This is a genomic window from Pseudomonas sp. KH_050 (assembly GCF_057838875.1).
The window spans coordinates 4828235-4850277 of the sequence record NZ_CM174478.1 but is presented as its reverse complement, the minus strand read 5'-3'; the positions used below and the strand labels follow the sequence as shown (position 1 = coordinate 4850277).

Genomic DNA, 22043 nt, shown 5'->3' with positions numbered 1-22043 from the left:
CTTATGGAAGCCGCAAGTTACCCCGCCTGGGCGCAGAAGCTGATCCAGGATTGCAGCGAGAGTAAACGCCGGGTGGTTGGGCACGAACTGTATCAGCGCATGCGTGATAACAGGCTCGGCGCAAAAACCATGCGCCAGTACTTGATCGGTGGTTGGCCTGTTGTTGAACAGTTTGCCTTGTACATGGCGCAAAACCTGACCAAGACCCGCTTTGCTCGCCACCCCGGCGAAGACATGGCGCGGCGCTGGCTGATGCGTAACATTCGCGTAGAACTCAATCATGCCGATTACTGGGTGCACTGGAGTCTTGCGCACGGCATCAGCCTGGAAGATTTGCAGGCGCAACAAGTCCCCCCCGAGCTTCATGCTCTGAGCCATTGGTGCTGGCATACCAGTTCGGCGGATTCGTTGATCGTGGCGATTGCCGCGACCAACTATGCTATCGAGGGCGCGACCGGCGAGTGGTCGGCACTGGTCTGCTCCAATGGCCTTTATGCGGCGGCGTTCCCGGAGGAAGACCGCAAACGGGCGATGAAATGGCTGAAAATGCATGCACAGTACGATGATTCCCATCCCTGGGAAGCGCTGGAAATCATCTGCACGCTGGCGGGTATGAACCCAAGCCAATCGCTGAAGACCGAGTTGCGTCAGGCGGTTTGCAAGAGTTACGACTACATGTTCCTGTTCCTGGAACGGTGCATACAGATGGAGCACTCGGAAAAGGTCTCGGTGACCCGTGGGCACATGGCAATGGCGCAGAGCTGATAGCCGCATATCAAGGGTGTCCGCCATCCCCCCGTAGGAGCTGCCGCAGGCTGCGATCTTTTGATCTTGCTTCGGGCAATATCCAGAACCGCCAAAAGATCGCAGGCTACGCCAGCTCCTACGCCAACCGGGTACACCCGCAATAGGGTGGGTGTACACAAACCCCCGTAGGAGCTGCCGCAGGCTGCGATCTTTTGATCCTGGCGATTATGCTGTTCGCCGAAAAGATCGCAGGCTTCGCCAGCGCCTACGCCGACCGCATGCACCTGCAATGTCGTGAGTGTCCGCCATCCCCCCGTAGGAGCTGCCGCAGGCTGCGATCTTTTGATCCTGGCGATTGTGCTGTCCGCCAAAAAGATCGCAGGCTTCGCCAGCTCCTACGCCGACCGCATGCACCTGCAATGTCGTGGGTGTCCGCAATTCCCCGCAGGCTGCGATCTTTTGATCTTCAGCCCGCCATCGCCAGTTGATTGCGACCTTTGCGTTTTGCCACGTACAACGCGCTGTCAGCACGGCGCAGCAAGCTTTCGGCCGACTCTGCGGGCAGTAGCGTGGAGCAGCCGAGGCTTACTGTCAGTTCGACAAGCGCATCATCCGCCCAATAATCCTGAGCCTGTGCCGCATGGCGCAGGCGTTCGCCAACCCGCGCGGCGGATTCTCGGCCGGTGTTGGAGAGCAGGATCAGAAATTCCTCGCCGCCGAATCGAAACACCATGTCGACATTGCGCAATTGGCCTTTGATCAAGGCGGCAACAGCCTTGAGCACCTGGTCGCCGGCAGTGTGGCCATGGCTGTCGTTGATCTTCTTGAAGTGGTCGATGTCCAGCATCAGCAGCGATAGCGGCTGCAGATGTCGGCGAGACACTTCAATTTCCCGTTGCAGTGTCTGGTCCATGGCGATGCGGTTGCCGGTTTCTGTCAATGGGTCGCGCAGCGCACTTCGAGTCGCTGCCCGGTACAACAAGGCATTGCGCACCGGGTAGAGCAGGGCTGACAGCAAGGACTCCAGGTTACCCAGTTCCTGTTCGCCGAAGCGTTGATTGCGCCGAAATACCAGTTCACCCAAGTGTTCGCCTTCGTGGCTGAGGCTGTAGCTCACACTGTGGTGCCCACCCTGGCCGAACGCCAGGCGCAAGTCGCTGGCCTGATGCTGGTAGTTCAAGGCAGCCAGTGGCACAAGGCATTGGGTTTCGCGGAAGAACACACCCAGGATGTGCTGTGGTTCGAGACTGGTTTGCAGTTGCAGGCCCAGTTGCTGGCGCAGTTGCGCAAGACTGACGGGACGCTGTAGGAGGGGGGACTGCTGACCAAAGCCCAGGCGTTGCAATTTGGCGCTATCGAAGTCAATTGCGTTGGTCTGGGTAGCAAGTTTCATATAATGGGAGCCCCTAAGCACGTAATGCTGTCTTGCAGGCTGGGTGAGAGCGGCTTCGGGCTGCGAGTCATGCTAATCCATCAGTCCCGTGGGACGAGTGACTAGACTCTATCTGCCTTACCTACCGGTATAAGCCCCGGCTCAGGCGAGTCCCGCTTCGCTAACACTCTGCGTGTCTGAGCAGTGTTAGAGCGAAAGTCGTGCCATTCGGTTCAACTAAATAAAAATCGTTTGAATTCAATTTGTTGAACGAGAGTGGAACAAATGCTTACGAGTGTAATGGCATTTATCTGACATAAAAGCTGGCCTTATGACCTTGCTGTATGGGCCGCGACGGTATTCCGTCGTGGCCCTGGAGAGGGCGTTTTACTGGGCGTCGAAAGCCTGGCCGTTGATGCCGGCGCTATCGGGGCCCATCAGGTACAGGTAGACCGGCATGATTTCTTCAGGCGTTGGATTGTTGGTCGGGTTTTCGCCCGGGTATGCCTGTGCGCGCATGCTGGTGCGGGTGGCGCCAGGGTTGATGCTATTGGCACGCACCGGGGCGACAGTGTCCAGTTCATCGGCCAGGGTTTGCATCAGGCCTTCGGTGGCAAACTTCGACACCCCATAGGCGCCCCAATAGGCTCGGCCTTTGCGTCCGACGCTGCTTGAGGTGAACACCACCGACGCATCCTGAGACAGCTTGAGCAGCGGCAGCATGGTGCTGGTCAGCATGAACATGGCGTTGACGTTGACTTGCATCACGCGCATGAAGTTCTCGCCGGACAGCTGCTCAATGGGCGTGCGTGGACCAATGATCGAAGCGTTGTGCAGCAAACCATCGAGGTGCCCGAATTCGCTTTCGACCATCGCCGCCAACTCGTCGTATTGATGCGGCAACGCGGTTTCCAGGTTGAATGGAATGACCACTGGCAGTGGGTGGCCGGCCGCTTCGATTTCGTCGTAGACCTGGGTCAGATTGGCTTCGGTCTTGCCCAGCAGCAGCACGGTGGCGCCATGGGCGGCAAAGGCTTTGGCGGCAGCAGCACCGATGCCGCGGCCGGCACCGGTGACCAGAATGACCCGGTCTTTGAGCAGTTCAGGGCGAGCGGAGTAATCAAACATAAAAAACCTCAACAGAAATCAGAAACAGGCACAGTGCCAAGGCGATCCCGAAAAGATCGCAGCCTTCGGCAGCTCCTGCAGGGTGTGCGCGATCAGTGTAGGAGCTGGCGTAGCCTGCAATCTTTTGCTGTCAGCGCCGTTCGAAATAATCAGCAACCACACAACGCGTTATCCAGCACCTTGCGCAACTCCAGCGGATGATCGATCACCACATCCGCCCCCCAATGCCTTGGGTTGTCGTCCGGATGAATATAGCCATAGGTCACGGCGGCGGTTCTGGTGCCGGCATCGCGGCCCGATTCGATATCGCGCAGGTCATCGCCGACGAACAGCACGCTGGCCGGATCCAGGTCGAGCATCTTGCAGGCAAGGATCAGCGGCTCTGGATCAGGCTTGCTGTTCTTCACATGGTCCGGGCAGATCAGCACGGCCGAACGCTCGGCCAGCCCCAGTTGCTGCATGATCGGCTCGGCAAAACGCAGCGGCTTGTTGGTTACAACGCCCCAGATCAGGTTGGCCTTTTCGATGTCGGCCAGGAGCTCGGCCATGCCATCGAACAGTTTGCTGTGGACGGCGCAGTCTTTCAGGTAGCGCTCCAGAAACTCCAGGCGCAGTTCCTCGAAGCCCGGTGATTCCGGGTCCATCGAGAAGGTTACTGCCACCATGGCCCGGGCGCCGCCGGAGATCTCGTCGCGGATGTGCTTGTCGGAAATCGGCGCCAGGCCGCGATCGGCACGCATGCTCTGGCAGATGGCGATAAAGTCCGGTGCGGTGTCGAGCAGGGTGCCATCCATGTCAAAAAGAACCGCTCTGATACGCATGGGCCTATTCCTCTCGCAGGGTCTGGATCATGTAGTTGACGTCGACGTCGGACGCCAGTTTGTAGTGCTTGGTCAGCGGGTTGTAGGTCAGGCCAATGATGTCCTTGACCGTCAGCCCGGCAGAGCGGCTCCAGGCACCAAGCTCGGAAGGGCGGATGAACTTCTTGAAATCGTGAGTGCCGCGCGGCAGCAGTTTCATGATGTATTCGGCGCCGACGATGGCGAACAGGAACGCCTTCGGATTGCGGTTGATGGTGGAGAAGAACACCTGGCCGCCGGGCTTGACCATACGGAAACAGGCGCGGATCACTGAAGACGGGTCCGGCACGTGTTCGAGCATTTCCAGGCAAGTGATCACGTCGAATTGCTCGGGCATTTCCTCGGCCAGGCCTTCGGCGGTGATCTGCCGGTACTCGACGCTGACACCGGACTCCAGTTGATGCAACTGGGCCACGGCCAGCGGTGCTTCACCCATGTCGATGCCCATGACGGTAGCGCCGCGCTGAGCCATGGCTTCGCTGAGGATGCCGCCGCCGCAACCGACGTCGAGGACCTTCTTGCCGGCCAGTTTTACCCGCTCGTCAATCCAGTTGACCCGTAGCGGGTTGATGTCGTGCAGCGGTTTGAACTCGCTTTCACGGTCCCACCAGCGATGGGCGAGTGCTTCGAATTTGGCGATTTCAGCGTGGTCGACGTTGCTCATGGGGTCATCCTCTAAAGCTGATAAATTCTGTGGTCAGCCTCGAGCGTTGGCTCGAGGGTTTTCTATCTATTGGCAGTGGCCGCTGATGCGTTCGCCCCAGGCTGTCGCCGTGGCGCAGAGCTGTTGTTCGTCCAGGCGGGTCAGGCGCCGGTCGTCGAGCAATTGCTTGCCGGCGACCCACAGGTGTTTCACGCAGTCGCGACTGGTGGCATATATAAGCTGCGAGACCGGGTCGTATACCGGCTGTTGCGCCAGGCCGGAGAGATCAAAGGCCACCAGGTCGGCGGCCTTGCCGACTTCCAGTGAGCCAGTTTCGCCATCCAGACCCAGCGCCCGGGCGCCATTGAGCGTGGCCATGCGCAAGGCGCGGTGGGCATCCAGGGCCGTTGCCGAGCCAGCGACGGCCTTGGCCAGCAGCGCTGCGGTACGGGTTTCGCCGAGCAGATCGAGGTCATTGTTGCTGGCCGCGCCGTCGGTGCCGATAGCCACGTTGACCCCGGCCAGCCACAAACGCTCGACCGGGCAGAAGCCGCTAGCCAGTTTCAGGTTCGATTCCGGACAATGGATCACACTGCTGTTACTTTCTACCAGTAAAGTCAGGTCATCGTCGCTGATTTGCGTCATGTGTACGGCCTGGAAGCGCGGCCCGAGCATGCCCAGGCGTCCCAGGCGGGCCACGGGGCGCTCGCCGAGCTGCTCGACGGATTGCTGTACTTCAAAGGCGGTTTCGTGAACGTGCATATGAATAGAGATGTCCAGTTCCTCGGCAATCACCCGGATTTTTTCGAGGTTCTCGTCACCGACGGTGTAAGGGGCATGGGGGCCCAGGGCGATCTTGATGCGCGGATGGTGCTTGAGATCGCTGAACAACGCGACGGCCTGGCGGATGGCCTCATCGGCATCGCTGGCGCCGGGAATCGGGAAGTCGAGGATCGGAATGGCGATTTGTGCGCGAATACCGCTGTCATGCACCCGTTCACTGGCAACTTTCGGAAAGAAATACATGTCCGAGAAGCAGGTGATGCCGCCTTTAAGCTGTTCGGCGATGGCCAGATCGGTACCGTCGCGGACAAAATCCTCATCGACCCACTTGGCCTCGGCCGGCCAGATATGCTGTTCCAGCCAGGTCATCAGCGGCAAGTCGTCGGCCAGGCCGCGAAACAGGGTCATCGCCGCGTGCCCGTGAGCATTGATCAGGCCGGGGCTGAGCAGCATGCCTGGCAGTTCGCGAACTTCGCCGGCGTTGAGTTTCAGGGCTTCGGCACGTGGGCCGATAAAGGCAATGCGCCCGTCGCGGATGCCCAGGCCATGTTCTTTGAGGACCACACCGGCGGGTTCGACAGGCACCAACCAGGTCGGCAGCAATAATAAGTCGAGCGGGGCGGCGGTGTTCGGCATCTCGGGCGGTTTCCGGTGCTGTTATAAAGGATGGCGAAGTATACCCGAGCGTCTTCGCGGGGGGATCGCTATAATCGGCGGCTTTTGTTAGTGAGTATGGGGGAAGCATGCGCGATCGACTGTTGGCTGCGGAGAAGGTGAAGGCCATCGATTGGCGGGACGGCGCCCTGTACCTGCTTGATCAGCGCATTCTGCCGTTCGAAGAAAGCTGGATTGCTTACACCACTGCAGCCGGCGTGGCCGAGGCCATTCGTTCGATGGTGGTGCGCGGCGCCCCGGCCATTGGCATCAGTGCGGCGTATGCGGTGGTGCTGGCGGCGCGCGCACGCTTGGCTGCCGGCGGTGACTGGCAGGCCGCCCTGGAGGAGGACTTCGCCTTGCTCGCGGACTCGCGGCCGACGGCGGTCAATCTGTTCTGGGCGCTGAACCGCATGCGCGAGCGACTTGAGCGTCTGAAAGGGCATGCCCATCCATTGGCGTTCCTTGAGGCCGAGGCCTTGGCGATTCATGAGAGCGATCGCGAAGCCAATCTGACCATGGCGCAATTGGGTGTCGACCTGATCCGCAAGCATCAGGGCAATGCCCAGGCGATCCTCACCCATTGCAATACCGGCGCCCTGGCTACCGGTGGTTTCGGTACCGCGTTGGGGGTGATTCGCGGTGCTTACCTGGAAGGTATGGTGGAGCGCGTCTACGCCAACGAAACCCGGCCCTGGTTGCAAGGTTCACGGCTGACCGCCTGGGAACTGGCCAACGAAGGCATTCCCGTCACCCTGAACGCTGACTCCGCGGCCGCGCACATCATGAAAACCAAGGGTGTTACCTGGGTGATCGTCGGCGCCGACCGGATCACCGCCAATGGCGATGTGGCGAACAAGATCGGCACCTACCAACTGGCGGTCTGCGCGATGCACCATGGTGTGCGCTTCATGGTGGTGGCGCCGAGTTCGACCATCGACATGAGTCTGGCCAGCGGTGATGACATCCCCATCGAAGAGCGGGCTGGCAGTGAGCTGCTGGAAGTCGGCGGCAAGCGGGTAGGGGCTGATGTCGATGCGTTCAACCCGGTGTTCGACGTCACCCCGGCGGACCTGATCGACGCAATCATTACCGAAAAAGGCATCGTCGAGCGGCCGGATACCGCGAAAATGACGCAGTTGATGTGCCGCAAGCGGTTGCATTGAGGCGCGCTGCGGGTCACATGTTCCGGCAATATCGCGGGTGTATCTGGTCGGCGTAGGAACTGCCGCAGGCTGCGATCTTTTGATCCTTTCGACGCAAGTCGGTGGCGGTCCCAAAAAGATCGCAGCCTTCGGCAGCTCCTGCGGGTCGGTGTTTGCACGTGAGGATCGGCGCTGAATGCTCAATAAAACGCCAGTCATTGCCAGCTGATCCTGGCTCTAAGCTTCTCTCGTCCCCTATCAGGCTGTCACCGGTCAACTAACTATGCTCCATGCGCGTCTGGGGGATAGGTGCGTGGCGGCGATTGTGATAACATCCGGCGGTTTCCAGGGTTGCCCGATGTGGCTGCCTTTACTGCGCAGATCCATGGCATAACTCGTTGATTTGTCGTAAGTCGATGCACGGCACCCAGCCTGCAGCGACGAGCTTCGTTCGTCCCATATGGATGTGACGAGGTTTCACCAGAAAAAGGAATCAGGCTTCTCATGGGCGAACTGGCCAAAGAAATCATCCCGGTCAATATCGAAGACGAGATGAGGCAGTCCTACCTCGATTACGCAATGAGCGTAATTGTCGGGCGGGCACTGCCTGATGCGCGCGATGGCTTGAAGCCCGTGCACCGGCGCGTACTGTTCGCGATGAGCGAGCTGAGTAACGACTGGAACAAGCCGTACAAGAAATCCGCCCGTGTTGTCGGTGACGTGATCGGTAAGTATCACCCCCACGGTGATACTGCGGTCTACGACACCATCGTTCGTATGGCCCAGCCTTTTTCCCTGCGCTACCTGCTGGTAGACGGCCAGGGCAACTTCGGTTCGGTCGACGGCGACAACGCCGCGGCCATGCGATACACCGAAGTGCGCATGAGCAAGCTGGCGCACGAGCTGCTGGCCGACCTGCATAAAGAAACCGTGGACTGGGTGCCGAACTACGACGGCACCGAAATGATCCCGGCGGTCATGCCGACCAGGATCCCCAACCTGCTGGTCAACGGTTCCAGCGGTATTGCCGTGGGCATGGCGACCAACATTCCGCCGCACAACCTCGGTGAAGTCATCGACGGTTGCCTGGCACTCATCGAAAACCCTGAGTTGACCATCGATGAGCTGATGCAATTCATCCCCGGTCCGGACTTCCCGACGGCGGCGATCATCAACGGTCGCGCCGGTATCATCGAAGCCTACCGCACCGGTCGCGGGCGCATTTACATGCGTGCCCGCTCGATCATCGAAGATATCGACAAGGTCGGTGGTCGTCAGCAGATCGTCATCACCGAACTGCCTTACCAGCTGAACAAGGCGCGGCTGATCGAGAAGATCGCCGAGCTGGTCAAAGAGAAGAAGCTTGAAGGTATCACCGAACTGCGCGACGAGTCTGACAAAGACGGTATGCGGGTGGTGATCGAGCTGCGTCGTGGCGAAGTGCCTGAGGTGATCCTCAACAACCTCTACGCCCAGACCCAGCTGCAAGCGGTGTTCGGCATCAACATCGTGGCGCTGATCGACGGCCGTCCGCGGATCCTCAACCTCAAGGACCTGCTGGAAGCCTTCGTACGTCACCGTCGCGAAGTGGTGACCCGGCGTACCGTATTCGAACTGCGCAAAGCCCGCGAACGTGGCCACATCCTTGAAGGTCAAGCGGTTGCGTTGTCGAACATCGACCCGGTTATTGCCCTGATCAAGGCCTCGCCAACGCCGTCGGAAGCCAAGGAAGCGCTGATCAGCACGCCTTGGGAATCCAGCGCGGTAGTAGCGATGGTCGAACGTGCCGGTGCCGACTCCTGCCGTCCGGACAACCTCGACCCGCAATACGGTCTGCGTGAGGGCAAATACTTCCTCTCGCCAGAACAGGCACAAGCCATTCTGGAGCTGCGTCTGCATCGTCTGACCGGCCTGGAACACGAAAAGCTGCTGGCCGAATACCAGGAAATCCTCAACCAGATCGGTGAGCTGATCCGCATCCTCAACAGCGCTACGCGCCTGATGGAAGTGATCCGCGAGGAACTGGAAGTCATTCGTGCCGAGTACGGCGATGTGCGTCGCACCGAGATCCTCGATGCCCGTCTCGACCTGACCCTGGGTGACATGATCCCGGAAGAAGAACGCGTCGTGACCATTTCCCACGGTGGCTACGCCAAGACCCAGCCATTGGCTGCGTACCAGGCTCAGCGTCGTGGCGGTAAAGGCAAATCGGCTACCGGCGTCAAGGATGAGGACTACATCGCTCACCTGCTGGTTGCCAACAGTCACACCACGCTGTTGCTGTTCTCCAGCAAGGGCAAGGTCTACTGGCTGAAAACCTACGAAATTCCGGAAGCGTCCCGCGCTGCCCGCGGTCGTCCGTTGGTCAACCTGCTGCCGTTGGGTGAGGGTGAGTACATCACCACCATGCTGCCGGTCGACGAGTACACCGAAGGTCACTACATCTTCATGGCCACCGCTGACGGTACCGTGAAGAAGACGCCGCTGGAGCAATTCAGCCGTCAACGCAGCGTCGGTCTGATCGCGCTGGAGCTGGACGAAGGCGACGTGCTGATTTCCGCGGCCATCACCGATGGCGAGCGCGAAGTCATGCTGTTCTCCGACGGAGGCAAGGTCACCCGCTTCAAAGAGTCCGACGTTCGCGCCATGGGGCGTACCGCTCGCGGTGTGCGTGGCATGCGTCTGCCAGAAGGTCAGAAACTGATCTCCATGCTGATCCCGGAAGAGGGCAGCCAGATCCTCACCGCTTCGGCGCGTGGTTACGGCAAGCGTACTGCCATCAGCGAGTTCCCTGAGTACAAGCGTGGCGGTCAGGGCGTTATCGCCATGGTCAGCAATGATCGCAACGGCCGTCTGGTCGGTGCGGTCCAGGTGCTCGACGGCGAGGAAATCATGCTGATTTCCGACCAGGGCACACTGGTTCGTACCCGCGTAGACGAAGTCTCCAGCCTGGGCCGCAACACTCAGGGCGTGACCCTGATCAAGCTGGCCAGCGACGAAACGCTGGTTGGCCTTGAGCGCGTTCAGGAGCCGTCCGAAGTCGAAGGCGAAGAGCTGGAAGGCGAAGAGGTTGTTGACGGCGAAGAAGCTGTTGAGTTCGAGGGCGGTGCAGTCATCGATGATGTTGTTGAAGACCAGCAACTCGATGCCGCGGCAGACGACGCCGAACCGCAGGAGTAAACGGACACGCAAGGGGGGCGGATGAAAATTCTCCCCCTTGTTGTTTGTCCAGATGAATGTTGGATTTATTGCGTGATCCCACCAAATCAGAGCGAGATTGGATGTGAGCAAGAGAGCCTATAACTTCTGTGCCGGTCCCGCGGCGCTTCCTGAAGCTGTTCTGCAGCGCGCGCAGGGTGAACTCCTCGATTGGCATGGCAAGGGCCTGTCGGTCATGGAAATGAGCCATCGCAGTGATGAGTTCGTGTCCATCGCGACCAAGGCCGAGCAGGACCTGCGGGATCTGATGGGTATCCCCTCGAACTATAAAGTGCTGTTTCTGCAAGGCGGCGCCAGCCAGCAATTTGCTCAGATTCCTCTGAACCTGTTGCCGGAAACCGGCAAGGCCGACTATATCGACACCGGTATCTGGTCGCAGAAAGCCATTGAAGAAGCTTCGCGCTTCGGCACCGTCAATGTGGCAGCGACGGCCAAGCCTTACGACTATTTCGCCATTCCCGGCCAGAACGAATGGAAGCTGTCGCAAGACGCGGCCTACGTGCATTACGCGCCGAACGAAACCATTGGCGGCCTGGAATTCAGCTGGATCCCGGAAACCGGCGATGTGCCACTGGTTGCTGACATGTCTTCGGACATCCTGTCGCGCCCGGTGGATGTCTCGCGTTTCGGCATGATCTACGCCGGTGCCCAGAAAAACATCGGTCCGAGCGGTATTGTCGTCACGATCATTCGCGAAGACCTGCTGGGTCGCGCCCGTTCGATCTGCCCGACCATGCTCGACTACAAGGTCGCGGCCGACAACGGCTCCATGTACAACACCCCGCCAACACTGGCCTGGTACCTGTCCGGGCTGGTGTTCGAGTGGCTGAAAGAGCAAGGTGGTGTAGACGCCATCGGCAAGCTCAATGACGTCAAACAGCGCACGCTGTATGACTTCATCGACGCCAGCGGCTTGTACAGCAACCCGATCAACAAGTCCGACCGCTCGTGGATGAACGTGCCGTTCCGCCTGGCTGACGATCGCCTGGACAAGCCGTTCCTGGCGGGCGCCGAGGAGCGTGGCCTGTTGAACCTCAAGGGTCACCGTTCGGTAGGTGGCATGCGTGCCTCTATCTACAACGCCGTCGACATCATCGCGGTCAACGCGCTGGTGGCGTACATGGCAGAGTTCGAGAAGGAACACGGTTAATGTCCGAGCAAGAACTCAAGGCACTGCGCCTGCGTATTGATAGCCTGGACGAAAAGGTCCTCGAGCTGATCAGTGAGCGCGCGCGCTGCGCCCAGGAAGTCGCACGAGTCAAGATGGCTTCGCTGGCTGAAGGCGAAGTGCCGGTGTTCTATCGTCCTGAGCGTGAAGCCCAGGTGCTCAAGCGTGTCATGGAGCGCAACCAGGGGCCGTTGGGCAACGAAGAGATGGCGCGGTTGTTCCGTGAAATCATGTCGTCGTGCCTGGCCCTGGAGCAGCCGCTGAAAGTGGCTTATCTCGGCCCGGAAGGCACCTTCACCCAAGCCGCGGCCTTGAAGCACTTCGGGCATGCGGTGATCTCCAAGCCCATGGCGGCGATCGATGAAGTGTTCCGCGAAGTGGCTGCCGGTGCGGTGAACTTTGGCGTGGTCCCGGTGGAAAACTCCACCGAGGGCGCGGTCAACCACACCCTCGACAGCTTCCTCGAGCACGACATGGTGATCTGTGGCGAAGTCGAGTTGCGGATCCACCATCACCTGCTGGTCGGTGAAAACACCAAGACCGACAGTATCAGCCGCATCTATTCCCACGCTCAGTCCCTGGCCCAGTGCCGCAAGTGGCTGGACGCCCATTACCCGAATGTCGAGCGCGTGGCGGTGTCCAGCAACGCCGACGCGGCCAAGCGGGTCAAGGGTGAGTGGAACTCGGCGGCAATTGCCGGCGACATGGCGGCCGAGCTCTACGGCTTGACCCGTCTGGCCGAGAAAATCGAGGACCGCCCGGACAACTCCACGCGCTTCTTGATGATCGGCAGCCAGGAAGTGCCGCCAACCGGTGATGATAAAACCTCCATCATCGTTTCCATGAGCAACAAGCCAGGCGCGCTTCACGAGCTGTTGGTGCCGTTCCACGACAATGGCATCGACCTGACGCGGATCGAAACCCGGCCTTCGCGCAGCGGCAAATGGACCTATGTGTTCTTCATCGACTTCGTCGGCCATCACCGCGACCCGCTGGTCAAGGGTGTGCTGGAGAAGATCAGTCAGGAAGCAGTGGCACTCAAGGTGCTGGGTTCCTACCCGAAAGCGGTTCTCTGAGGCTTAGACAATGAGTGGCGACTTCCTCGCTCTGGCACAGCCAGGCGTACAACAACTTTCGCCTTACGTCCCGGGAAAACCCGTGGACGAACTGGCACGCGAGCTGGACCTGGATCCGGCCAAAATCGTCAAGCTGGCGAGCAACGAAAACCCGCTGGGTGCCAGTCCTAAAGCGCTGGCGGCGATTCATGAGGCGCTGGTCGAACTGACCCGCTATCCGGATGGCAACGGCTTTGCCCTCAAAAGCCTGCTGGCCGAGCAATGCCGCGTGCAGCTCGACCAGGTGACCCTGGGCAACGGTTCCAACGACATTCTCGAGCTGGTGGCCCGTGCCTACCTGGCCCCGGGGCTGAATGCGGTGTTCAGCGAGCATGCGTTCGCGGTCTATCCGATCGTCACCCAGGCCGTGGGTGCCGATGCGCGTGTTATTCCAGCCAAAAACTGGGGGCACGATCTGCCGGCAATGCTCGAGGCCATCGACAGCAATACCCGGGTGGTCTTCATCGCCAATCCGAACAATCCGACCGGAACCTGGTTCGATGCCGAGGCGCTGGACGAATTCCTTCAGGATGTGCCTGAGCGTGTGCTGGTGGTGCTCGATGAAGCCTATATCGAGTATGCCGAGGGCGGCGATCTCCCGGATGGGCTGGATTTCCTCGCGGCTTACCCGAACCTGCTGGTCTCGCGGACGTTCTCCAAGGCCTACGGCCTGGCTGCGCTGCGTGTCGGCTATGGCTTGTCCACCGCAGTCGTCGCCGATGTGCTGAACCGTGTGCGTCAGCCGTTCAACGTCAACAGCCTGGCCCTCGCCGCGGCCTGTGCCGCGCTGCAGGATGTCGAGTATCTGGCTGAAAGCCGGCGCTTGAACGAGTCCGGCATGCAACAACTGGAAGCGGGCTTTCGCGAGTTGGGGCTGAGCTGGATCCCCTCCAAAGGCAACTTCATTGCCGTCGACCTGGAGCGCGTTGCCGCGCCGGTGTACCAGGGATTGCTGCGTGAGGGCGTGATCGTGCGTCCGGTGGCCAACTACGGCATGCCGAATCACCTGCGGGTGACCATTGGTCTGCCGGCGGAAAACAGCCGCTTCCTCGAGGCGCTGGCCAAGGTTCTGGCTCGTGGTTGATGTCATCGCAACGCAACCTGCTGTGCCTGTGATCGGTCGCCTGGTGGTGGTCGGTCTGGGTCTGATTGGCGGCTCCTTCGCCAAAGGCTTGCGCGAAAGTGGCCTGTGCCGCGAAGTGGTGGGTGTCGATCTTGATCCGCAATCGCGCAAGCTGGCGGTTGAGCTGGGCGTGGTCGATCGTTGCGAAGAGGACCTGGCGGTTGCTTGTCAGGGGGCTGAGGTGATTCAGCTGGCCGTGCCGATCCTGGCCATGGAGAAAATGCTCGCGCGGTTGGCCGGCATGGATCTGGGGCAAGCGATTCTGACCGATGTCGGCAGCGCCAAAGGCAATGTGGTGCGTGCGGCAACCGAGGCGTTCGGCGGTATGCCGGCGCGTTTCGTGCCGGGGCATCCCATTGCCGGTTCCGAGCAGAGCGGGGTGGAAGCCTCCAATGCCGAGCTGTTCCGTCGCCATAAAGTGATTCTGACACCGCTGGATCAGACCGATCCGGCAGCCTTGGCGGTGGTCGACCGGTTGTGGCGCGAATTGGGCGCCGATGTCGAGCACATGCAGGTCGAGCGTCATGACGAAGTGCTGGCGGCGACCAGCCATTTGCCTCACCTGCTGGCCTTCGGTTTGGTCGATTCATTGGCCAAGCGCAATGAAAATCTTGAGATCTTCCGTTACGCTGCGGGCGGTTTCCGCGATTTCACAAGAATCGCCGGGAGTGACCCGGTCATGTGGCACGACATCTTCCTCGCCAATCGCGAAGCTGTCCTGCGCACACTCGATACATTTCGCAGCGACCTCGACGCCTTGCGCGACGCGGTCGATGCAGGGGATGGGCACCAATTATTGGGCGTGTTCACTCGCGCCCGGGTTGCCCGCGAGCATTTCAGTAAAATCCTGGCCCGCCGGGCCTATGTGGACGCTATGAACTCCAACGACCTGATTTTCCTGGCACAACCTGGTGGCCGCCTGACTGGGCGGATTCGTGTACCGGGCGATAAATCGATTTCCCACCGTTCGATCATGCTCGGCTCCTTGGCCTGCGGCGTTACCGAAGTGGAAGGCTTCCTCGAGGGCGAAGACGCCCTGGCGACGCTGCAAGCCTTCCGCGACATGGGCGTAGTGATCGAGGGTCCGCACCACGGTCGCGTGACCATTCACGGCGTCGGCCTGCACGGCCTGAAGCCTGCGCCAGGCCCGATCTATCTGGGCAACTCCGGTACCTCGATGCGTCTGCTGTCTGGCCTTTTGGCTGCGCAGAACTTCGATAGCACCCTGACCGGCGACGCTTCGCTGTCCAAGCGCCCGATGAACCGTGTGGCCAACCCGCTGCGCGAAATGGGTGCGGTCATCGAAACGGCCGCAGAAGGTCGTCCGCCGATGACCATTCGCGGTGGCAATAAGCTCAAAGGTCTGACCTACACCATGCCGATGGCCAGCGCCCAGGTTAAATCCTGCCTGCTGTTGGCTGGTTTGTATGCCGAAGGCAAGACCACCGTGACCGAGCCGGCACCGACCCGCGACCATACCGAGCGTATGTTGCGTGGTTTCGGCTACCCGGTAACCGTTGAAGGCGCTACGGCTTCGGTCGAGTCCGGACACCAACTGACGGCGACTCATATTGAGGTCCCGGGAGATATTTCTTCCTCGGCGTTCTTCCTGGTCGCGGCGTCGATCGCCGAAGGTTCCGAGCTGGTGCTTGAGCACGTCGGCATCAACCCGACCCGTACCGGCGTCATCGACATTCTGCGTCTGATGGGCGCTGACATCACCCTGGAAAACCAGCGTGAAGTCGGCGGCGAGCCAGTGGCCGACCTGCGTGTGCGTGCGGCTAAACTGAAGGGTATCGAGATCCCGGAAGAGCTGGTCCCGCTGGCCATCGACGAATTCCCGGTGCTGTTCGTGGCTGCCGCCTGTGCCGAAGGGCGCACGGTGCTGCGTGGCGCGGAAGAGCTGCGAGTCAAAGAGTCGGATCGTATCCAGGTCATGGCCGATGGCTTGCTGGCGCTGGGCGTCAAATGCGAACCGACCCCGGATGGCATCATCATCGACGGTGGCCAGATCGGCGGCGGTGAAGTGCACGGTCACGGCGATCACCGGATTGCCATGGCCTTCAGTGTTGCTTCGCTGCGCGCCAGCGCGCCGATCCGCATCCATGACTGCGCCAACGTCGCGACTTCATTCCCTAACTTCCTCGCGTTGTGCGCGCAAGTCGGTATCCGCGTTGCGCAAGAGGCTCAGTCGTGATGATCAAGGCACCTGTCATTACCATCGATGGGCCGAGCGGTTCGGGCAAAGGCACCATCGCCGGTATTCTGGCCAAGCGCCTGGGCTGGTGTCTGCTGGACTCCGGTGCGTTGTATCGCCTGCTGGCCTTTGCTGCGCGTAATCATGGGGTCGACCTGACCAATGAAGAATCGCTGAAATTGCTCGCCGCTCATCTCGACGTGCAATTCGTCGCGGCGACCGACGGTCATCCGCAGCGGATCATCCTCGAAGGCGACGACGTCACTGACGACCTGCGCAACGAACAAGTCGGTGCCTGGGCTTCCCAGGTCGCCGCGCTGCCGGCGGTGCGCGACGCGTTGCTGCAGCGCCAGCGAGCGTTTCAGGAACTTCCGGGGCTGGTGGCGGATGGCCGGGACATGGGCACGGTGGTGTTCCCCGATGCACCGCTGAAGATCTTTCTGACCGCCAGTGCCGAGGAGCGTGCTCGTCGTCGTTACTTGCAGTTGAAGGCCATGGGCGATGATGTTAGTCTGTCGAGTCTGCTAGATGAGATACGTGCACGCGATGAGCGTGACACCCAGCGAGCGGTAGCCCCGCTCAAGCCGGCGGCTGACGCCATACAGCTGGATTCCACGGAATTGTCCATCGAGCAGGTGTTGCAACGCATCATGAGCGAGATCGCCATTCGCGATATCGCCGGATGACCAAGAAATTCCGCAGGGGACTCCAGGCATAGTCCTGCGGCTTTTCTTTTATATGAACGTAACCCACATCGTCTGGGATGTGGCAGATGGGCGTATTCTTCGCCCTTATCAACAGGAATTAAAATGAGCGAAAGCTTTGCAGAACTCTTTGAAGAAAGCCTAAAAACCCTGAACCTTCAGGCTGGCTCCATCATCACCGCAGTCATCGTTGATATCGATTACCAAGCGGGTTGGGTAACCGTTCACGCTGGTTTGAAGTCTGAAGGCCTCATCCCGCTGGAGCAGTTCCACAACGACGCTGGCGAACTGAACATCAACATCGGTGATGAAGTTCACGTTGCGCTGGACGCGGTCGAAGACGGCTTTGGCGAAACCAAACTGTCCCGTGAAAAAGCCAAGCGCGCTGAATGCTGGATTGTTCTGGAAGCAGCCTTCGCAGCCGAAGAAGTGGTCAAGGGCGTTATCAACGGTAAGGTTAAAGGCGGCTTCACTGTCGACGTTAACGGCATCCGTGCGTTCCTGCCAGGTTCTCTGGTTGACGTCCGTCCAGTGCGCGACACCACGCACCTGGAAGGCAAAGAGCTCGAGTTCAAGGTCATCAAACTCGACCAGAAACGCAACAACGTTGTCGTTTCCCGTCGCAGCGTCCTCGAAGCCGAGAACTCCGCCGAGCGTGAAGCTCTGCTGGAATCCTTGCAGGAAGGTCAGCAAGTCAAAGGTATCGTCAAAAACCTCACCGATTACGGCGCATTCGTCGATCTGGGTGGCGTCGATGGCCTGCTGCACATTACCGACATGGCTTGGAAGCGTATCAAGCATCCTTCCGAAATCGTCAACGTTGGCGACGAGATCGATGTCAAGGTTCTGAAGTACGATCGCGAGCGCAATCGTGTTTCCCTGGGCTTGAAACAGCTGGGCGAAGATCCATGGGTCGCTATCAAAGCTCGTTACCCGGAAAGCACTCGCGTTACCGCGCGTGTAACCAACCTGACCGACTACGGCTGCTTCGCTGAGCTGGAAGAAGGCGTGGAAGGCCTGGTACACGTTTCCGAAATGGACTGGACCAACAAGAACATCCACCCTTCGAAAGTCGTACAAGTCGGCGACGAAGTGGAAGTCATGGTTCTGGACATCGACGAAGAGCGTCGTCGTATCTCCCTCGGCATCAAACAGTGCAAATCCAACCCATGGGAAGATTTCTCTGGCCAGTTCAACAAGGGCGATAAAATCTCCGGCACCATCAAGTCGATCACCGATTTCGGTATCTTCATTGGTCTGGACGGCGGCATCGACGGCCTGGTTCACCTGTCCGACATCTCCTGGAACGAAGTGGGCGAAGAAGCCGTTCGCCGCTTCAAGAAGGGCGACGAGCTGGACACCGTTATCCTGTCGGTTGACCCAGAGCGTGAGCGTATCTCCCTGGGCATCAAGCAACTGGAAAGCGATCCGTTCTCCGAGTACGTTCAAGAGAACGACAAAGGCGCAATCGTTAAAGGCATCGTGAAAGAAGTTGACGCCAAAGGCGCCATCATCACTTTGGCTACCGATATCGAAGCTACTCTGAAAGCCTCCGAAATCAGCCGTGACCGCATCGAAGATGCACGTAACGTTCTGAAGGAAGGCGAAGAAGTTGAAGCCAAGATCATCAGCGTTGACCGCAAGAGCCGCGTAATCCAGCTCTCGATCAAGTCGAAAGACGTTGAAGACGAGAAAGAAGCTATCCAGAGCCTGCGCGACAAGCCAGCCTCGGATAACATCGCTGCTGGTCCTACCACTCTGGGCGACCTGTTGCGTGCACAAATGGAAAAACAGAACTAAGTTCTGTCAGACCATAGAAAAAGGGCGACTTCGGTCGCCCTTTTTTGTGCCTGGGATTTGAGCTGTGTACCGAATACGGAGCTGCCGCAGGTTCGGGCCGCGTTCGGACGATCTTTTGATCTTGCTCCTGGATAACCTTCGCAACCGCCAAAAGATCGCTATCTTCGCCGACCCCTCCCTAAACCCCTGGAAACACACGATCCCGTAGGAGCTGCCGCAGGCTGCGATCTTTTGATCTTTGGTGGGGGCCCAATGCACCTGCAAACGGATCAACCGTCTATTCCGGGTTGGTCTAGGCTGTGCATAGCAGTAGGGTCGTCACCCTGCATAAGGAGCGCATGAACAAGCTCATTTTCATAATGGCAGTGCTGGTTCTGATGGGCTGTACAACGACCACCAAAACCCACGTGGTGCATGGGGTTAGCGGCATAGAGATCGACTGCTCAGGGCTCGGCTCGGGCTGGGAGAAATGCTACAAGCGCGCGGATCGTGAGTGTAAGGCGCAAGGTTACAAAGTCATTACCAGGTCCAGCGATGCCAAAGATGAAGAGAGTGACTACCCCTTTGGCTGGAACCCAGCCGGCTATCTCACACGCAACATGCTGGTTGTCTGCCGATGAGCGGCGAACATTCCGTGCTGCCTGAATCCAGCGCCCAAACTTTTTGCTTCGAAAAATGTCACTACTCCTTGCCTGCGCGGGGTATCTCAAGCGCTGTGTAGATAAGTCAATACACGGGCTGTTCAAAATCCTTCGGGCATGCTAAAACCTTTGAAGCGCTGATCTAGCTGCTTGAAAAAGAAGGGAAAAATATGACGAAGTCGGAGTTGATCGAACGAATTGTCACCCATCAAGGGCTGCTCTCATCCAAAGATGTGGAGCTGGCCATCAAGACCATGCTCGAGCAAATGTCCCAATGCCTGGCTACCGGCGATCGCATCGAGATCCGCGGCTTCGGCAGCTTCTCATTGCACTACCGTGCACCTCGCGTAGGCCGAAACCCGAAGACTGGCCAGTCTGTCAGTCTGGATGGGAAATTCGTTCCTCATTTCAAGCCGGGTAAAGAGCTAAGGGATCGGGTGAATGAGGATGAGGAAGGTGAAGAGGGCGAGCTTTAAGGTGTTCATAGGGGGTGGAGGGATGCATAGGTTTAAAAGCGCCGCCTTGGCCCTGTGTTTTCTAGGGGGGGCTGTTGCGATTTTGATTTTTATGCTTGAAAATCAGCAGCCAACTACGATTTCTTTTTTGGGAGTGGCGACGCCACCGCTGCCGATTTCAGTTTTTATTGTAGTGTTTTTGCTTGTAGGTATGGCGCTTGGCCCATTGTTGGGGATGGTGTTTAAGCAAAGGCGAAGCTCGATTCGACGGGGATAAATAGATCTGATTGGTGGGATAAGTAAACAGAAGTTGTGTTCTTTGTATTAGGAGTTGTGAACTGAGGTTTATAGTTTTTACTCGCTCTACTCCATGATGAAATATTTTACTTTCGTGTGGTGGTCTAGGGGGGGGGCTTGACTATGCTTGAGAATGATCTCTGTCACCAATGTGGCGGGAGGAAGTTGAAAATGAGAGGTGTGGGTATAACGAATGCTAAACAATATAGAATCTAATGGCGTTGACGAGATGCATCTCTCCAGTATGTTTCGTGTGCTTTGGTTACAAAAATGGATAATTTTTACTGTTGCCTGTGTTATGACTTTGATGGCTATAATCTATGTTGTTGTAACTCGTCCAGTTTACGAGGCGAGAGCTTTTGTAATATCTCCTACTCAAAATGATATCGCAAATATAAATTTTGGCCGAACCAAAGATGCAGAATTGACTCCTTTTTCAGTTAAGGATGTATATTCGATATTTCTGCAAAACTTAAAGGGGGAGGCTCTCCGTCAATCATTTATTCAAGAAGTTATATTGCCTGGATTGAGTGAGGAAGAGCGTAATGGCAGCAAGGATCTTCTCTATTCAGAGCTCTCCAAAAGCATAGTGATATCTCAGCCTGCGAAAGATGTGCCCGATAGGTATATGGTTTCTATTCAGAGTGTCGATCCGGTCCAGGCTGCACAGTGGGCACAAGATTATGTGAGTCGCGCAGGGAGCTTGGCGAAGCAGGAGATAATGAAAGACATTGCATATGAAGCTGAAGTCAGGGCGCGTAACCTTAAGCGGCAAATTTCCGATTTGCGTGATTATAGTCAAAAAATGCGGGAGGATACAATCACCAAGCTCCGCGAAGCCCTTCGGGTAGCGGAAGCTATCGGGTTGGAAAAGCCGCCGATTATTTCCGGAAATCCCGCTGTTCAAATTGCAGGCAGCCTGGATGGGCAACTCATCTACATGCGCGGGACTAAGGCACTGAAAGCAGAAATTGAAAATCTGGAGGCACGAAAGTCGGATGATCCCTTCATTGGGCAGTTACGCAGTCTTGAGGCGGAGTATGGTTTCTACAAAACGCTGTCTTCGAATCTTTTAGATGTGTCGGTCTATCGACTGGATGGGAGCATTGAGCCATCGTCTAGACCAATAAAGCCAAAAAAGACTTTGATAGTCATATTGAGTATGCTCTTCGGTGTAATGATTGGTGTGTGCTTCGTTTTGGCTCGACATTTCAGTCAATTGCGATCGGATGAGATGCAAGTGTCCTCCTGATAAATGAGCGCTGAACTGACTTGCCATATTGAGTGTGCGGCAAGTCCGTCAGGTACCTTGGTTTTTTACGAAGCGGCCATCTGTCCTCGATGTCTGAAATCGAATGCTTCTCCCCTTTTTTGGTCGACTCCGCAAATCTTGACGCTACGAACGTATGCGCACGGAAGTTAGGGGCCACAGACTCCATCAGTATTTTATTGAATGCCCTGCAATAGGGTGGAACGGTATTTTAGTAGTGCCAATCTGGTTGGTTGACCGAGAGGGCGTGCATACGCTGCATCTCACCATTTCTTAGAGCGCCAGTAAGCTGGAGCTAATTGAACGTGGATCGCGTACATTCGCTTCACCCCTGGGTGACGCGTCAAGCGCTCAGGCTTCGATTACGCAGGGCATTAGGGAGTGAATGCAAGCTCGTGGTGATATCGTCAATTGTATGGCAGCGATATGGCGTAAGCGCAGGTATAATCCTCCTTTTGTGCTCGGCGCAGACTGCTTGCTGAAGGGCAGTACAGCTGGGGGGGATGCGGCATGGGTATGTCGAGAAGGGTATGGGAGCTTCGTAGGGCTTTGGTCGCAGTCGTTGAATCATTTCAACTTGGGCGTATGTATTGGATTCAACCTTTGATCCGTTGCCCATCTCCAGGCGACCAGGATCTCTCATCAGCAAATGTTTGCGGATGCGATTTCAGCTGATATTCACGATTGATTGGCTCAAAAAAACAGCGCTACACTTTGTGTTT

18 protein-coding genes are annotated in these 22043 nt (G+C 58.1%); 13 read left to right on the top strand and 5 right to left on the bottom strand.

The features are described 5' to 3' along the window. The first annotated feature begins 3 nt into the window (after nt 1–3). Complete coding sequence (locus AC3IUA_RS22005; protein ID WP_489362429.1) at nt 4–765, top strand: iron-containing redox enzyme family protein; 762 nt, start codon at nt 4–6, stop codon at nt 763–765. A 448-nt stretch (nt 766–1213) separates the two neighbouring features. Here the strand turns inward: AC3IUA_RS22005 and AC3IUA_RS22000 are convergent, their stop codons facing one another. The 5 genes from AC3IUA_RS22000 to AC3IUA_RS21980 all read right to left on the bottom strand — a co-directional run bounded on the left by AC3IUA_RS22000 (nt 1214) and on the right by AC3IUA_RS21980 (nt 6169). Next, entirely contained in the window at nt 1214–2140 is a 927-nt protein-coding gene (locus AC3IUA_RS22000; protein ID WP_489357007.1) for a GGDEF domain-containing protein, read from the bottom strand. Between the two features lie 366 nt (nt 2141–2506). Beyond that, the gene (locus tag AC3IUA_RS21995; protein WP_489357006.1) at nt 2507–3247 is read right to left on the bottom strand and encodes a YciK family oxidoreductase; all 741 of its coding nucleotides are present in this window, start codon (nt 3245–3247) and stop codon (nt 2507–2509) included. A gap of 149 nt (nt 3248–3396) precedes the next feature. Then, nucleotides 3397–4068: an N-acetylmuramic acid 6-phosphate phosphatase MupP gene (gene mupP, locus AC3IUA_RS21990; RefSeq protein WP_489357005.1), complete on the bottom strand. Its 672-nt coding sequence runs from the start codon at nt 4066–4068 to the stop codon at nt 3397–3399. A 4-nt stretch (nt 4069–4072) separates the two neighbouring features. Next, nucleotides 4073–4771, bottom strand: coding sequence for a bifunctional 2-polyprenyl-6-hydroxyphenol methylase/3-demethylubiquinol 3-O-methyltransferase UbiG (gene ubiG / locus AC3IUA_RS21985; RefSeq protein WP_150806695.1), 699 nt, complete (start codon nt 4769–4771; stop codon nt 4073–4075). Between the two features lie 66 nt (nt 4772–4837). Continuing rightward, a complete protein-coding gene (locus AC3IUA_RS21980) occupies nt 4838–6169 on the bottom strand; it encodes a TRZ/ATZ family hydrolase (protein ID WP_489357004.1) in 1332 nt (443 codons plus the stop codon). 107 nt (nt 6170–6276) lie between these two features. Between AC3IUA_RS21980 and mtnA the strand changes: the two genes are divergently transcribed. The 12 genes from mtnA to AC3IUA_RS21920 all read left to right on the top strand — a co-directional run bounded on the left by mtnA (nt 6277) and on the right by AC3IUA_RS21920 (nt 21303). After that, nucleotides 6277–7353, top strand: a complete 1077-nt coding sequence (gene mtnA, locus AC3IUA_RS21975; RefSeq protein ID WP_489357003.1) for an S-methyl-5-thioribose-1-phosphate isomerase — start codon at nt 6277–6279, stop codon at nt 7351–7353. A gap of 483 nt (nt 7354–7836) precedes the next feature. Beyond that, nucleotides 7837–10512: a DNA gyrase subunit A gene (gene gyrA, locus AC3IUA_RS21970; RefSeq protein WP_489357002.1), complete on the top strand. Its 2676-nt coding sequence runs from the start codon at nt 7837–7839 to the stop codon at nt 10510–10512. A gap of 103 nt (nt 10513–10615) precedes the next feature. Continuing rightward, the gene (serC, locus tag AC3IUA_RS21965; protein ID WP_489357001.1) at nt 10616–11701 is read left to right on the top strand and encodes a 3-phosphoserine/phosphohydroxythreonine transaminase; all 1086 of its coding nucleotides are present in this window, start codon (nt 10616–10618) and stop codon (nt 11699–11701) included. Further along, a complete protein-coding gene (gene pheA / locus AC3IUA_RS21960) occupies nt 11701–12795 on the top strand; it encodes a prephenate dehydratase (protein ID WP_489357000.1) in 1095 nt (364 codons plus the stop codon). The genes serC and pheA overlap by 1 nt, the downstream gene beginning before the upstream one ends. Before the next feature lie 10 nt (nt 12796–12805). After that, a complete protein-coding gene (gene hisC, locus AC3IUA_RS21955) occupies nt 12806–13918 on the top strand; it encodes a histidinol-phosphate transaminase (RefSeq protein ID WP_489356999.1) in 1113 nt (370 codons plus the stop codon). A gap of 28 nt (nt 13919–13946) precedes the next feature. Then, nucleotides 13947–16154, top strand: a complete 2208-nt coding sequence (locus tag AC3IUA_RS21950; RefSeq protein WP_489362427.1) for a bifunctional prephenate dehydrogenase/3-phosphoshikimate 1-carboxyvinyltransferase — start codon at nt 13947–13949, stop codon at nt 16152–16154. Beyond that, nucleotides 16154–16840 carry a (d)CMP kinase gene (gene cmk / locus AC3IUA_RS21945; RefSeq protein ID WP_191636279.1) on the top strand — a complete coding sequence of 229 codons (687 nt, stop codon included), beginning with the start codon at nt 16154–16156 and terminating at the stop codon, nt 16838–16840. Before AC3IUA_RS21950 ends, cmk begins: the two co-directional genes overlap by 1 nt. A gap of 123 nt (nt 16841–16963) precedes the next feature. Further along, nucleotides 16964–18658 carry a 30S ribosomal protein S1 gene (rpsA, locus tag AC3IUA_RS21940; protein WP_150640199.1) on the top strand — a complete coding sequence of 565 codons (1695 nt, stop codon included), beginning with the start codon at nt 16964–16966 and terminating at the stop codon, nt 18656–18658. A 338-nt stretch (nt 18659–18996) separates the two neighbouring features. After that, a complete protein-coding gene (locus AC3IUA_RS21935) occupies nt 18997–19278 on the top strand; it encodes a hypothetical protein (RefSeq protein WP_489356998.1) in 282 nt (93 codons plus the stop codon). A 191-nt stretch (nt 19279–19469) separates the two neighbouring features. Further along, nucleotides 19470–19775 (top strand): integration host factor subunit beta, encoded by a 306-nt coding sequence (gene ihfB / locus AC3IUA_RS21930; RefSeq protein WP_489356997.1) that lies wholly within the window; start codon nt 19470–19472, stop codon nt 19773–19775. Between the two features lie 22 nt (nt 19776–19797). Beyond that, nucleotides 19798–20031 (top strand): lipopolysaccharide assembly protein LapA domain-containing protein, encoded by a 234-nt coding sequence (locus AC3IUA_RS21925; RefSeq protein WP_489356996.1) that lies wholly within the window; start codon nt 19798–19800, stop codon nt 20029–20031. Between the two features lie 213 nt (nt 20032–20244). Beyond that, a complete protein-coding gene (locus AC3IUA_RS21920) occupies nt 20245–21303 on the top strand; it encodes an LPS O-antigen chain length determinant protein WzzB (protein ID WP_489356995.1) in 1059 nt (352 codons plus the stop codon). Nucleotides 21304–22043 lie beyond the last annotated feature (740 nt).